This is a genomic window from Pseudonocardia sp. McavD-2-B, from assembly GCF_024124365.1.
Taxonomy (GTDB): Bacteria; Actinomycetota; Actinomycetes; order Mycobacteriales; family Pseudonocardiaceae; genus Pseudonocardia; species Pseudonocardia alni.
Window position 1 is genome coordinate 18,669 of record NZ_JAMXSG010000027.1, and the last position, 13,752, is coordinate 32,420.

General features: G+C 73.4%; 11 protein-coding genes and 2 pseudogenes. 8 read left to right on the plus strand and 5 right to left on the minus strand.

The window, feature by feature from the left end; all coding sequences use genetic code 11:
* Positions 1 to 10: 10 nt before the first annotated feature.
* The 4 genes from arsB to NH602_RS06515 all read right to left on the minus strand — a co-directional run bounded on the left by arsB (position 11) and on the right by NH602_RS06515 (position 4,164).
* Complete coding sequence (gene arsB, locus NH602_RS06500; RefSeq protein WP_073575143.1) at positions 11 to 1,105, minus strand: ACR3 family arsenite efflux transporter; 1,095 nt, start codon at positions 1,103 to 1,105, stop codon at positions 11 to 13.
* Positions 1,106 to 1,120: 15 nt separating this feature from the next.
* A complete protein-coding gene (locus NH602_RS06505; RefSeq protein WP_179760058.1) occupies positions 1,121 to 1,492 on the minus strand; it encodes a helix-turn-helix transcriptional regulator in 372 nt (123 codons plus the stop codon).
* A 69-nt stretch (positions 1,493 to 1,561) separates the two neighbouring features.
* Entirely contained in the window at positions 1,562 to 2,731 is a 1,170-nt protein-coding gene (locus NH602_RS06510; protein WP_253067310.1) for an MFS transporter, read from the minus strand.
* Positions 2,732 to 2,820: 89 nt separating this feature from the next.
* The gene (locus NH602_RS06515; protein ID WP_253067303.1) at positions 2,821 to 4,164 is read right to left on the minus strand and encodes an FAD-dependent oxidoreductase; all 1,344 of its coding nucleotides are present in this window, start codon (positions 4,162 to 4,164) and stop codon (positions 2,821 to 2,823) included.
* Between the two features lie 92 nt (positions 4,165 to 4,256).
* Between NH602_RS06515 and NH602_RS06520 the strand changes: the two genes are divergently transcribed.
* Positions 4,257 to 5,105: a GNAT family N-acetyltransferase gene (locus NH602_RS06520; RefSeq protein WP_253067304.1), complete on the plus strand. Its 849-nt coding sequence runs from the start codon at positions 4,257 to 4,259 to the stop codon at positions 5,103 to 5,105.
* Positions 5,106 to 5,311: 206 nt separating this feature from the next.
* Here NH602_RS06520 and NH602_RS31205 read toward each other — a convergent pair whose 3' ends face one another.
* Positions 5,312 to 5,914 carry a universal stress protein gene (locus tag NH602_RS31205; protein WP_256494023.1) on the minus strand — a complete coding sequence of 201 codons (603 nt, stop codon included), beginning with the start codon at positions 5,912 to 5,914 and terminating at the stop codon, positions 5,312 to 5,314.
* Between the two features lie 240 nt (positions 5,915 to 6,154).
* On the opposite strand from NH602_RS31205, the gene NH602_RS06530 reads away from it, so the two are divergent.
* The 7 genes and pseudogenes from NH602_RS06530 to NH602_RS06560 form a co-directional block, all read left to right on the plus strand.
* Positions 6,155 to 7,171, plus strand: a complete 1,017-nt coding sequence (locus NH602_RS06530; RefSeq protein WP_253067306.1) for an NAD-dependent formate dehydrogenase — start codon at positions 6,155 to 6,157, stop codon at positions 7,169 to 7,171.
* An 874-nt stretch (positions 7,172 to 8,045) separates the two neighbouring features.
* Positions 8,046 to 8,864 (plus strand): sigma-70 family RNA polymerase sigma factor, encoded by an 819-nt coding sequence (locus tag NH602_RS06535; RefSeq protein ID WP_253067307.1) that lies wholly within the window; start codon positions 8,046 to 8,048, stop codon positions 8,862 to 8,864.
* 730 nt (positions 8,865 to 9,594) lie between these two features.
* A complete protein-coding gene (locus tag NH602_RS06540; RefSeq protein WP_253067308.1) occupies positions 9,595 to 9,867 on the plus strand; it encodes a hypothetical protein in 273 nt (90 codons plus the stop codon).
* Positions 9,868 to 10,151: 284 nt separating this feature from the next.
* Positions 10,152 to 11,564, plus strand: coding sequence for a cytochrome P450 (locus NH602_RS06545; protein ID WP_253067309.1), 1,413 nt, complete (start codon positions 10,152 to 10,154; stop codon positions 11,562 to 11,564).
* 79 nt (positions 11,565 to 11,643) lie between these two features.
* A pseudogene (locus NH602_RS06550) lies at positions 11,644 to 11,940 on the plus strand (hypothetical protein); the annotation flags it as partial.
* Positions 11,941 to 11,989: 49 nt separating this feature from the next.
* Positions 11,990 to 12,256: pseudogene (locus tag NH602_RS06555) on the plus strand (cytochrome ubiquinol oxidase subunit I); the annotation flags it as partial.
* On the plus strand, positions 12,253 to 13,752 hold a 1,500-nt coding region (locus tag NH602_RS06560; RefSeq protein WP_253067311.1), incomplete at its 3' end, for an NAD(P)/FAD-dependent oxidoreductase. The pseudogene NH602_RS06555 and the gene NH602_RS06560, both read left to right, overlap by 4 nt.

The following is a 13,752-nucleotide window of genomic DNA, read 5'->3' on the forward strand; positions in this document are numbered from 1 at the left end:
ACGTGGTGGATCAGGTGCGGGACACGACATCGGGCTGTGCTGGGAACAGACGACGGCGGAGCCACAGGGAGACATAGACCAGCCCGACCAGCACCGGCACCTCGATCAGCGGCCCGACGACGCCGGCGAGCGCCTGCCCGGAGGTCACGCCGAACGCACCGATGGCGACGGCGATGGCGAGCTCGAAGTTGTTGCCGGCGGCGGTGAACGCGAGGGTGGTGGTGCGCTCGTAACCCATGCCGACGGCCCGCCCGAGGGCGTAGGAGCCGGCCCACATCAGGGCGAAGTAGGCGAGCAGCGGCAGCGCGATACGGGCGACGTCGAAGGGCTGTGAGGTGATGGCCTCGCCCTGCAGGGCGAACAGCAGCACGATCGTGAACAGCAGGCCGTACAGCGCGAACGGCCCGATCCGGGGGAGGAACTTCTCCTCGTACCAGTCACGCCCCTTGGCCCGCTCCCCCAGCCTGCGGGTGAGGTAGCCGGCGAGCAGCGGGATGCCGAGGAAGATCAGCACGGACTTGACGATCTCCCACGTGGAGACGTCGAGGTCGGTCACCGGCAGGCCGAGCCATCCGGGCAGGACCGAGAGGTAGAACCAGCCCAGCACGCCGAACATGACGACCTGGAACACCGAGTTCAGCGCGACCAGCACTGCGGCGGCTTCGCGGTCACCGCAGGCGAGGTCGTTCCAGATGATCACCATGGCGATGCACCGGGCGAGCCCGACGATGATCAGACCCGTCCGGTACTCGGGCAGGTCGGGCAGCATCAACCAGGCCAGCGCGAACATCAGCGCCGGGCCGAGGACCCAGTTCAGCAGCAGCGAGGTGAGCAACAGCCTGCGGTCACCGGTGACGGTGTCGAGGCGGTCGTAGCGGACCTTCGCCAGCACCGGGTACATCATGATCAGCAGGCCGAGCGCGATCGGCAACGAGACGCCGTCGACGGCCAGGGCGTCCAGCGCCGGGGCGAGCCCGGGTACCAGGCGGCCGAGCAGCAGGCCGGCCGCCATCGCCGCGATGATCCAGACCGGCAGGAAGCGGTCCAGGGTCGACAGCCGGGCGACGACAGCGGCGCCGCCGTCGGTGGTGTTCTGGTTGGTCACGTCAGTCCTCGTACGTCAGTTCGCAGGTGCGGTGGTTGCAGGGGCCGTGTCGGTGTCGGCGGCCGGATCGAGCAGGCCCGCGAGACGACCGAGGGCGGCCGGGACCGTGCGGTAGTAGATCCAGGTCCCCCGGCGCTCCCCGGTGATCAGACCCGCCTCGCGCAGCACCTTGAGGTGGTGCGAGATCGTCGGGCCGGACACCTCGAACACGCCGGACAGGTCGCACACACACGCCTCGCCCCCCGCGTGCGAGGCGATCAGCGACAGCAGCCGCAGGCGTACCGGCTCCCCGAGGGCCTTGAACACCCGCGCGAGTTCGGTCGACTCCGGCTCGTCGAGGGGGCGCTCCACGAGCACCGAGCGACAGATCGACTCCTGGTTCGACACTCGTCTATTTTGATCAGCATCGAATCCATCGGTCAAGTGAACAGATGGGGGCGGACCGGGTCGCCGCCGTCAGTCCGCTCGACGCGGCAGGGTTCCGCCTGCCAGCGCGGCGGCGACCACCGCGGCTCCGGCGAGTACGACGAACACCTCGGGATAGCCACCCAGCGGACCCGCGAGCGCGCTCCCCGCCCAGGGGGAGATCGCCACCGCGACCATGACCGGTGCGGACAGGATCCCGTTGAGACGGCCGTAGACGCGTGGGTGCCAGCGGTCCGACAACGCCGTGGCCTGCAGGAGGGTGAAGATTCCGCGGGCGGCGCCGGCGAGCATCGCAGCAGCGATCAGTGCCCACACCGGCCCCGGCAGGACGGCGAGCAGGATCGTGGTGGCGCCGAGCGCGGCCATCACGGCGATGCTGCGGCCGCGGACGGTGCTGCGCCGGACGAGGGGGCCGTAGCCGAGCCTGCCGAGGACCTGCCCGAGTCCGCCCAGACCCAGGGCCCAGGCGGCGAGATCGGTCGACATCCCGCGGTCGAGCAGGAGTGGTACCTGGTTGACAGTGACGGCGAAGCTGGTGAACCCGCCGAGAGTGATCACCACGACCAACAGCCCGAACGCTCTGCTGTTCCGGATCCGTGCCGGATCGTCGTCGACGACCGCCGGAGCGGCGCCGTCGTGGACGGGATCGGCGACCGGGTCGGGCCACGAGCCGCGCAGCCCGAACAGGTGCGCCGGGATCGTGACGACCCCGAGGACGACGGCGAGGACCACGTAGGTCTCCCGCCATCCGAACGGCTCCAGCAGCGCCGCGGCGAGCGGGGCGAACACGGTGCTGGCCAAGCCCGCGACCAGGGTCAACACGGTCAGCGCACGAACCCGGTCGGAACCCCACCACCGGGTCAGGGCCGCGAACGCCGGCGGGTAGAACGTCGCTGCCTGCGCGATCCCGGCCAGCAGCCACGCCACCACGAAGGCCGGGAACGATCCGGCCGTCGCGATCAGGAGAGTGGCCGGCACGCCGACGACCGCGCCCGCGGTCATCACCCAGCGGGGACCGTGACGGTCCAGCACACGCCCGACCGGGATCCCGACCAGCGCGGAGACCACCAGCCCCGCGGAGAACGCCGCGGTGACCGACGGGACGGACCATCCGGTGTCGGCCGCGATCGACGGCGCCAGCACGGGGAAGGCGTAGTAGAGCACGCCCCAGCTGGTGATCTCGGTGACGCACAGGACCACGAGGACCCGCCACCGGCCACGGGACGTCAACGCTCCGCGGGACCGCCCACCGCGACGGCGAGCGGGCCGCGTCGTCGTCTCGTCGGAGGTCACGACGAGGAGGCTGCCCCAGCCGGATCCGCATCAGGGACGGTGGGACCGCAACAACCGCTACCTGACGCCGTCGCGGCGTCCGACTCGTCGGCGTCGAACAGTCCCGCTCCCCCACAGACACCGGTCTCGTTGAGCACCAGCTCCACGCGTGCGGCAGCCTCGTGATCACCGATCAGGGCGTCGGCGATCGATCGGACCTGTTCGTAGCCGGTGCGGGCCAGGAACGTCGGCGCGCGCCCGTAGCTCTTCATCCCCGCCAGGTAGAACCCCGGTTCGGGGTGCACCAGCTCGGCGGCACCGTGCGGGTACACGGTCCCGCAGGAATGCACGTTCGGGTCGATCAGCGGCGCCAGCCGGACCGGCGCCTGCAGCGTCGGATCCAGCTCGGTCCGCACCTCCGACAACCAGCCCAGCTCGGGCCGGAACCCGGTCAGCACGAGCACCTCGTCCACGCCGGACAGCGTGCGACCCTCGTCCGAGATCAGGACCACCGTCCCGTCGGCCACCTGCTCGATCCGCTCGGTGCGGAATCCGAACACCGGATCCACCAGCCCGGCTTCGACAGCCTCGGACGCCCGAACCCCGAGCGCCCCGCGAGCGGGAAGCTGATCACCCTCGCCTCCGCCGAACACCTGACCGAAGCCCGGCCGGCGCAGCACCCACGAGATCCGGGTTCCCGGCTCCTCACGGGCGAGCGCCGCCAGCCCGGCCAACGCTGTCAACGCAGAGTGCCCCGACCCCGCGACGACGACGTGCCGACCGGCGTAGCGGGCCCGCTGCCCGGCATCGGTCAGGTCCGGGATCACGGCCCGCACCCGCTGCGCGACCTCCGCCTCACCGACCGCGGGCAGACCATCACCGCCGAGCGGATTCGGGCTCGTCCAGGTACCCGAGGCGTCGATCACCGCTCGAGCGGCGATGCGCTGTCCGTCCGCGGTCCGCACGATCAACGGTTCGCTGTCGCGACCGGCGTCGACCACCCGGTCCCGACCACGCCGGGTCACTCCCACCACACGAGCCCCGGTCCGCACTCGGTCCCCCAGAGCAGCGGCCAACGGCGCGAGGTAGCCCGCGACCCACTCCGCACCGGTCGGATAGGCCTCGGGATCCGGACTCACCCAACCGGTCGGGGCGAGCAGCCGCTGCGCGGCCGGGTCGATCAGCCAGCCCCACGGTGAGAACAGCCGGACATGACCCCACTGCAGCACCGATGCTCCCGCGCTCGCCCCGGCCTCCAGTACGAGCGGTTCCACGCCCCGTTCGGCCAGCTCGGCCGCCGCAGCCAACCCGACCGGGCCGGCCCCGATGACCACGACCGGCAGCCCCGCACTGTCGTCCATCCCGCCTCCATCGACGATTATCGATTAATGCCGCCGAATGTATCGACCCACATCGATGGACGCAACCATCGATCGTCGTCGATACTGGGCTCATGAGCGTGCTCCCCACCGACCCGCAGGCAGCACAGCTCCCTGCGGACGACGCCACCACCTACGCGCACTGGTTCGCCTGCCTCGCCGAGCCGGTGCGGGTGCGTCTGCTGCACGCCGTCGCCACGGCCGGGAACCCGGTCCCGGTCGGCCGGCTCGCCGAGCTGGTCGGCATCAGCCAGGCGACCTGCTCGCACCACCTGCGCAAGCTGGCCGAGACCGGCTTCGTCATCCTCCGCAAGGAAGGCACCACCACACAGGTCACGGTCAACCCGAACTGCTGCACCGGCCTGCCTCACGCCGCGGACGCCGTCATGGGCCTGCTCGCCCCCGGCCCCTGCTGCCCCGACGACATCCCCGACGGCGTCACCGTCCGCGCCATGACCGACGACGACTGGGACGCGGTGCTCCGGATCTACGGCGAGGGCATCGCCACCGGCCACGCCACCTTCGAGACCGACGTGCCCGACCGCACCGACCTCGACGCCGGCTGGCTGCGCGAGCACCGCTGGGTCGCCGAGATCGACGGCCAGGTCGTGGGCTGGACCGCCGTGCGCCCCGTCTCGACCCGGCCCGTCTACAGCGGCGTCGGAGAAACCTCGATCTACGTCGCCGACGGATTCCGAGGCCGCGGCGTCGGCAGAGCACTCATCCGTCAGCAGGTCTGCGCCGCGGACGACGCCGGCCTCTGGACCCTGCAGACCTCGATCTTCCCCGAGAACCGCGTCAGCCTCGCTCTGCACCGCGCTGCCGGCTACCGCACCCTCGGCGTCCGCGAACGCATCGGACAGCACGACGGTCGTTGGCGGGACACCGTATTCCTCGAACGCCGCTCCGATCACCGCAGCTGACCAGCGAGATTCGCCGTCACAAGGCCGTCAGATCCACTGCGATGATCACGCGATTCATGGGAGAACGAGCACGTGGCCGACGACTCGGTGGGGAGGCGGATCGCCACCTCCCGACGCCGGCGCCCCCGACGACATGCCCGCGTTGCCGGCTCGGTCGTCGTCACCACCGACACGCGGCATCGCTCACGAGTACCGCGTTCTCGGCGTCACTCCCCTGCCCCGGGAACGACGACGACCGGCACCGACGCTGTCCGCAGGCACTCCACGACCGTCGACGCGGCAGCGGTGAGAGCGACCGGGCGGGAGTTGCCGAGCACCAGCATCGCAGCCCCGGCCGAGTACTCGGTGAGGACAGCGGCCGCTCGGCCGTGGCCGGTCAGCACCGGGACGTCGGCTCCGGCCTGGGCGGCGCGCACCGCGGCCCGGGCATCGGCCAGGGCCCGTTCGGCGGTCTCGGACCGGCCTGCAGCCCGACGCGGCGAGGTCTGAACGGGGCTGTGCCACGCCGTCACACCGACCACCGGGACGCCGGCCGCCCCGCCGTGGGCGAGAGCCCAGCGCAGCGCGGCGCGCGAGGCCGCAGACCCGTCCACACCGACGACAATGGTGTCCGGCCCGATCTCGGCCCCGGCCGAGACGTCCGGGCCACCCTCTGCGACGGATCCGGGATCCCCGCCCGCGCGCGCGGCCTGCTCGGCGGGATCCGGCCCGGGAGCGCGCGCGTCCGGATCCGAGGCGATCCGGTCGACGGGATCGTGGGGGTGCGGGCCCGGGCCCACGCGTCCCCCAGGGCCGTCCGCGGCTTCCATGACGGACTCGTCCTTCGGGAAGTGATGCACCGAGCCTCCTGACCTGAGTTCCTCCGGACGGGCCGCCTACCCGGGCCGGGGCACAGCATGCCTTCCCCGTCGGGTTCCGGCTGGGCCGTAGCGGGCCCGATCGGACCGCCTGCAGGGCCTACGTGCCGGACCGGCCGCACGTCCCGGTGATTGTCCGCGGCAGGCCCGGGTAGCCGCCGCCGGTACGCCACCCCTCGTGAGGAGGATCCCGTGAAGGTCGTCGCCGTCCTCTATCCGGACGACCACCCCGAGCACCACCCCCATGTCGTCGCGAGTGCAGCCCGCGGACTCGACCTCGCCGACCGCCTCTCCGCGGCCGGGCACGAGCTGGTGACCACCAGCGACACCGGTGAGCAGCTGGACCGCGAGCTCGCCGACGCCGAGGTGCTGATCACCACCCCGTTCTGGCCGGTCTATCTCGACGACGACCGCATGGCGAAGGCGCACCACCTCTCGCTCGTCATCACCGCGGGCATCGGCTCCGACCACGTCGACGCCGACGCGGCCACCGCCCGCGGCATCAGCGTCACCGAGGTGACCGGCTCCAACGTCGTCAGCGTGGCCGAGCACAACGTGCTGCAGATCCTCGCGCTCGTACGCAACTTCGTGCCCGCCCACCGTCAGGTCGCCGAGGGCCGTTGGGACGTCGCCGACGCCGCACAGGAGGCGCACGACCTGGAGGGCAAGACCGTCGGCATCCTCGGGCTCGGCGCGATCGGCGCCCGGACGGCGTTACGGCTCAAGGCATTCGACGTGACGATCCTCTACTACGCGCGGCACCGGCGGAGCCCGGCCGAGGAGGCGACCCTCGGAGTCCGGTACGCCCGGCTCGACGAGCTGGTGCGCACCTCCGACGTCGTCTGCGCCGCCACCCCGCTGACATCCGACACCGGTGCGCTGTTCGACGCCGAGCGGCTCGCGACGATGAAGCCCGGCTCGTGGCTGGTCAACACCGCCCGCGGGGCCATCGCCGACGCCGACGCCGTCCGCGAGGCCTGCGAGTCCGGGCAGCTGGGGGGCTACGCCGGCGACACCTGGTACCCCCAGCCCGCGCCGGCCGACCACCCCTGGCGGGACATGCCGCGCCACGCCCTGACCGTCCACTACTCCGGCATGACGGTGGAGGCGCAGGCCCGCATCGCGGACGGGGTGCGCGAGATCCTCGACGCGCACCTGGCCGGGGAGCCCCTGCCCGACGACTACGTCGTCGCCGCACCGCAGAAGTGAACTCGCCCGGCACCCCTTCACACCACGGATAGGGCACCGGGCGCGTCGAGGAACGAGTCGGGGCCGCGAGCCGCGCGTGGTCTCACGCCGGGTCGACGGTCCCGGCTGCGCACTCGCCCGGCGTAGGTGGCCTCGGCATCGGGAAGGCCAGAACCGCGGCGAAGCCCGCCCTGCGGACGTTCGGAGCGAGCCGCGGCCACGGGACTCGGTCGTCCTCACCGAGGTCGGCTACGTCGGTGGCTCCGTGTGTGGTGACGGCTCCGTGGTGGTCGATCATCGTCGCGCTCGCGCCCGCGGCCGACGGGACGTGTCCGGGGCGCTCACGACGACGGTATCCAGCACCGCCGTGCTATGCCGCGAGTCGACCCGGGTGTCGACGAGCCGACGAGCGGACGTGGCCGACGCCGCCCGCAGTGACTCGCTGAGCTCCGCCACCGTTGGTGCGTCGCTCGGATGCGCGGTGGGCTTCCTGCCCGATCGATCGACATCGAGGTCGGAGACCTGCTCGGCCGCGGAGGCGGATGCGTCGTAGGAGTTCATCCGGTCGCCCTCACTCCTGTCAGATGTTCGCCGGCGGCAAGGCGTGTCGTGGGGCCTGGTGCTCAGCGGTCGGTCGACGCAGCCGCCGCGTGTCGCCGGCACCGAGGGCCACGGTGGGCGGCTGTGATCGCACCGGCGACAGTGGAGCGGCCCGCCCGGCGCGCGGGCCGGGAGAGCGCTGATCATGCAGACCGCGGGGCAGGCCCGTGCGGTGAGCGGTCTTGCGGTGCTCCGGTCCTCTTCATACGTTGAGATGCCGGGTCACCTCGATCGCGACCCTGCACCGTTGAACACCGCAGCGGAGACGACACCCGTACCGACATCGGGAGCCTCCATGCGGACATCCGTGTTCGTCCCGGCCCAGCGGCAGTCCACCGTCACTCGACGGCCCCTCCGCGACGGCCCTCACGGCTACGACGACCTCGCCCCCGAGCTGCAGCGCCTGGCCGCCATGGCGCCGGACGATCCGGACCGCGGGCCGCTGCGCGACCGCATCATCTGCGAATTCCTGCCCCTGGCCCGCAACATGTCCCGTCGCTACGTCACCGGCTCGCACGCCGCGGAGGATGTCGAGCAGGCGGCCACCGTCGGACTGATCAAGGCCGTCGACCGGTACGACCCGGGCGCCGCGACCGGCGGCCCGCTCGGCTACCTCGTGCCGACCATCCGCGGCGAGCTGATGCGGTACCTGCGCGACCACAGCTGGGCGGTCCGCGTCCCGCGCGACCTCAAGGAGCTCAGCGTCGGGCTGAACCGGGCCGCACTGGCGCTGACCCAGCGGCTCGGCCGCGCCCCGAAGCCGAGCGAGCTGGCCGAGGAGCTGGACGTCGACGTCGCCCGTGTCGTCGACGCGCTCGGCGCCATGGAGACCCATTGCGCCCTGTCGCTCGACGCCCCCGGCCCGGACGGCGAGCCGACGCTCGGGCAGCGCCTCGGCGACGAGGACCCCGAACTGGAGTACGCATCCCTGCGCGGCGAGCTCCGCGCCCGGATCGACGAGCTGCCCGCCCGGGAGCGGCGCATCCTGCTGCTGCGCTTCTACGGCGACAAGACCCAGACCGAGATCGCCGCAGAGATCGGTGTCTCCCAGATGCATGTGTCCCGGCTGCTGAGCCGGATCGTGGCCCGGCTGCGGGAGGAACTGGACGGCTGACCGGGCCGCCACCCGCGACACGAGGAGGACGGGCCCCGCGGTGCGGGCCCGCCCCTCCCTCCGCTGCGGCGGGTCAGCCGGCGACGGCCGAGCGTGCCCGAGCCCGGTCGAGTGCCTGGTCCATCGCCTCCACGCCGTGCGCGCGCCGGTAGGCCGCCTCGACGCGGTCCGGCGGGGCGCCGGCCGTTCCTGCGACACGGTGGACGACCCGGCCACCGCCCGGGGGGGGGCGATGGACGGGTCACCCGGGGCCACGGCGTCGACGTGGTGTCCACCCGCGGCGAGCGTGTCGACCACTTCGCCCAGGTGCCGGGCCCGGCCGCTCCAGTCGGGGCGGTCGGGGGTGGTCCACGGATCGAGTGAACCGGACACGACGGTGATGTACACGCTGACCTCCAGGTGCGCGGCGGACCGCGGAGCCCGCGCAGCAGGGTCCCACGCGTGCGGGTGCGCGGCGTGTACCCGCGCGACGCCGGTTCATTTGCCCGTGCCGTGCCGAGACGCTCCGCAGCGTCCCGTCGGCCGGGGGACCGTCACCTCCGGCCCGTAGTGGTGCACGACCTCGACGTCTCGCGCGGATGCGGGCGACGACGTCATGTGCCATCGGCGGCAGGGCGGCCATCTCGCCGCAGTGCAGTCCACGAACGCGTATCCGGCGGTCCTGCCGTGTGACGCGGCCGGGGGCGGGTAGCTGTGGTCGGTCACACACCCGAGAAGCCGAGGAATCACCGTGGATCCCCTGCACACCGGCGAACGACTCGCTCCGTTCGTCGCCTGGCTCGCGACCCGGATCGACGACGAGTCGACCCGCCGTACCTACCGGCAGATCGCCGAGGACTTCCTGCAATTCTGCGCCGCCGACCGCGGCGAGCCCGACACCCGCCGGCAGCGCTTCGTCCACGCTCACCGCGACCGGGTATCGCCCGTGACGACGCGTGCGGCGCTGGAACGGCTCGCCGAGCACGACGCGGTCGTACGGCGCACGCTGCCCGTCGACTCCTGAACCGCGCGCCGATGCACCCGGGCGACGCGTCCGGCGACCCGGTCCCGCACGTAGCCTTCGACGGCGCGGACCGGCCGGCCGCGCCCATCCCGGCCCGGCGCGACCGAGTGCCAGGGCCAGCTCCCGGACGTGGACCTTCTGTCCGCCGGCATCCGGCCCGCCGGGGCCGACGAAGGGGCTGGCCTGGTCGGAGATCGCGATACACACGCTGCGGCGTATCCACCGCACCGGCCCGGCCCGGCCCCCGGGGCATGCTCGGCGTGACCGCGGGTATCGGACCGGGCATGGCCACTCCCTCGAACGACGCCGTGACCTCGGACCCGCCCCGCACCTCGTCGGAGCCGGCGGCGACGAGCGGCCCGGGTCCGCTGCCCGTCCTGTCCCCCGCCGACACCGCGCGGCTGCTCGGCACCGCGTTGGGCCCGATCATCGCCCAGGGCGTCATCGCCCGGCGACCGCGCGTGGTGGCGCTGGCAGGGCGGCTCGGGACCGACGATGCAGCCGTGCGGCTGCTGCAGCAGCTGCGCGCCCGCTACGGCAACGGCCCGGTCCGGGTTCCGCTGCCCGGACGCCCGTTCGCGCTGGTCCTCGACGGCGACGGCGTCCGGCGGGTGTTGACCGAGGGCCCCGAGCCGTTCGCCCCGGCCTCCTGGGAGAAGCGCGGCGCACTCGGCCACTTCCAGCCGCACGGCGTGCTCGTCTCGCACGGCGACGCCCGCGCCGAGCGACGCCGCTTCACCGAGACTGTCCTCGACACCGGGACGCCGCTGCACACCGACGCCGCACACATCGCCGCCGTCGCCCGGGCCGAGACCGGCGCCCTGCGCGACATCGCCGCCCGCACCGGTGTGCTGAGTTGGGACGACTTCGTGCGGTCGTGGTGGCGCACCGTGCGTCGCATCGTGCTGGGCCCGCAGGCCCGCGACGACCACGACCTCACCGACACCCTCACCCGGCTGCGCGGGCGCGGTAACTGGTCCTTCCTCGCCCCCCGCCACGACCACCTGCGCGAACGCTTCGCCGCCGGAGTGCGGCGGCACCTGGATCGGGCCGCCCCGGGCAGCCTCGCCGCCCGGATCGCCGCCCAGGACCCGGGGACGGGGATCACGCCGGAGGACCAGGTCGGGCACTGGCTGTTCGCCTGGGACCCCGGCGCCGCGGTGACCTTCCGGGCGCTCGCGCTGCTCGCCACCCACCCGCAGGTGCGCGGACGGGCCCGCGCCGAGATCGCCGAAGGGGCTCAGGACGGGCCTCCCGAACTGCCGGTGCTGCGTGCCGCGGTGCTGGAGTCGACGCGGCTGTGGCCGACCACGCCGCTGCTGTTGCGCGAGTCCACACGCGCGACGCGGTGGCCGGGCGGCGACCTCGCGACCGGCACCTCGGTGCTGGTTCCGGCGTGGTTCCTGCACCGCGACGACACCCGCCGCTCCGACGCCGACACCCTCGACGTCGACCAGTGGCTCGACGGCTCCGCCACCGACGACTGGATGCTCACCCCGTTCAGCGGCGGGCACGGGGTCTGCCCGGCCCGCGAGCTGGTGCTGTTCGTGGCCTCCACGGTGCTGGCGACGTTGCTCGACGGGCACCACACGGTACTGCTGCCGCCGGAGTCGTTCGACCCGTCCGCGCCGCTGCCGCGGGGGCTCAACCCCTACGCCATGCGGTTCGGTGTCTCCCGCGCGGCGACCACGCCGTGAGCCGGGTCCTGCTGTGGCGCGTCCACGGGTCGTGGACGCGCTCGTCCATCGCACGACTACCTGCTGGCGCTGCTGCCCGATGGCGGGCCGTGGGGGCGCGGGCGCTGCGGGCGGTCCTGGCCGGACCGGGTCCGCGAACTGGAACTCGACGAGCTCGCCGGGGCCGCCTTCGACGTCGTGCTGCAGCGGCCCGACGAGGCCGGGCTGGTCAGCCGCTGGACGGACCCGCGGGCCGGGCGAGCGTGACCTCACCGCAGCCGTCAGCCGCGCGACCGGGCCGCCTGCGGGGGCCGACCTCGGCGGGCGCGCTCACCCCGTCGGACTCGCCGCGCTGGTGGCAGCGGCGAGCCTGCTGGTGTGCGGTGACACGGGTCCCGCGCACCTCACGACGGCCTACCGGACGCCGTCGGTCTTGCTGTTCGGCCACTGTGTCCTCGATCGGCGCGTTCCTGCTCGGGGCGTCGACCCTGCCGTCCCTGTGGAACGTGTTCCGCAGCTACCGCTTCGGGCGGGTCGTCGACGTGGACGACCCGTGGGGGTTCGGCAACTCCCTGAAGTGGGCGACGTCCTGCCCGCCGCCCCGGCACAACGTCACCGAGCTCCCGGCGATGCGTTCCGAACGTCCGGTATTCGAGCTGCACCACCCACATACCGTCGCCCACGCCCGTGGAGAGGGGAGCGAGCACTCGTGACCGACACCGTCGACGCCGTCGTCGTGGGCGCGGGGCACAACGGCCTCGTCGCCGCCAACCTCCTCGCCGACGCCGGGTGGGACGTGCTGCTCTGCGAGGCGTCCGACGCCCCGGGCGGCGCGGTCCGCACCGCTGAGATCACCGCGCCCGGGTTCCGGTCGGACCTGGCCAGTGCCTTCCACCCGCTCGGGGCCGCCTCCCCCGTACTGCGCGAGCTGGACCTGCCCTCCTACGGCCTGGTGTGGCGGCACGCGCCCGCGGTCGTCGCCCACCCGACGGCCGACGGACGCTGCGCCGTGCTGCACCGCAGCCTCGACGACACCGCGGCCGCCCTCGACACCGACCATCCCGGCGACGGCGACGCCTGGCGCGCCATGGTCGCGGAGTGGGACGCGATCGGCACCGATGTGCTGGAGGCAGCGTTGCGACCGTTCCCACCGGTCCGGGCCGCGTCGCGGCTGTGGCGTCGGCTCGGGACCGGGGACACGTTGCGGCTGGCCCGGACCCTGCTGCAACCGGTCGCGCGCATGGCCGCCGAGCGGTTCGGCGGCACCGCGGCACCGCTGCTCCTGGCCGGCAACGCCCTGCACACCGACCTGGGACCGGACAACGCGGCCAGCGCCGCCTACGGATGGCTGCTCGCGATGCTCGGCCAGCGAATCGGGTTCCCCGTTCCCGCGGGCGGCTCCGGGGCCCTGACAGACGCGCTGGTCGCCCGGTTCACCGCCCGCGGCGGGCGACTCGACGTGGGCCGCCCGGTGACCTCGGTACTGGTGGAGGGTCGCCGGGCCACCGGCGTGCTCGACGCCCACGGCGGCCGGGTCCTCGCCCGCCGCGCGGTGCTCGCCGACGTCGACGCACCCCGCCTCTACCGCGACCTCGTCGGCGAGGAGCACCTGCCGGCGAGGTTCGTCGCCGACCTCGACCGGTTCCAGTGGGACTTCTCCACCGTCAAGATCGACTGGGCACTGGACCGCCCGGTCCCGTGGACGGCGCTGAGCGCCCGGTCGGCAGGCACGGTGCACGTCGGCGCCGACGTCGACGGGCTGCGCCGCTACGCCTCCGCCCTGTCGGCCGGCCGGCTGCCCGGCGAACCGTTCCTGCTGTTCGGCCAGATGACCACGGCCGACCCCGACCGGTCCCCACCCGGCACCGAGTCGGCGTGGGCGTACACCCACGTGCCACGCGGGCTGGGGTGGGGTCGCGACGACGTCCTGCGCTGGGCCGACCGGATGGAGCGCGTCGTCGAGGACCACGCGCCCGGTTTCACGAGTGTGGTCCGGGCCCGGTCGGTGGCCGGGCCCGCAGACCTGCAGGACTACGACGGCAACCTCGTCGACGGCGCGATCACCGCCGGCACCTGCGCGCCGCACCAGCAGCTGGTGTTCCGCCCGACACCCGGGCTGGGCCGCGCCGACACCCCGGTCGACCGGCTGTTCCTGTCCGGGGCGTCGGCGCACCCGGGCGGCGCGGTGCACGGCGGGCCCGGCGCGAAC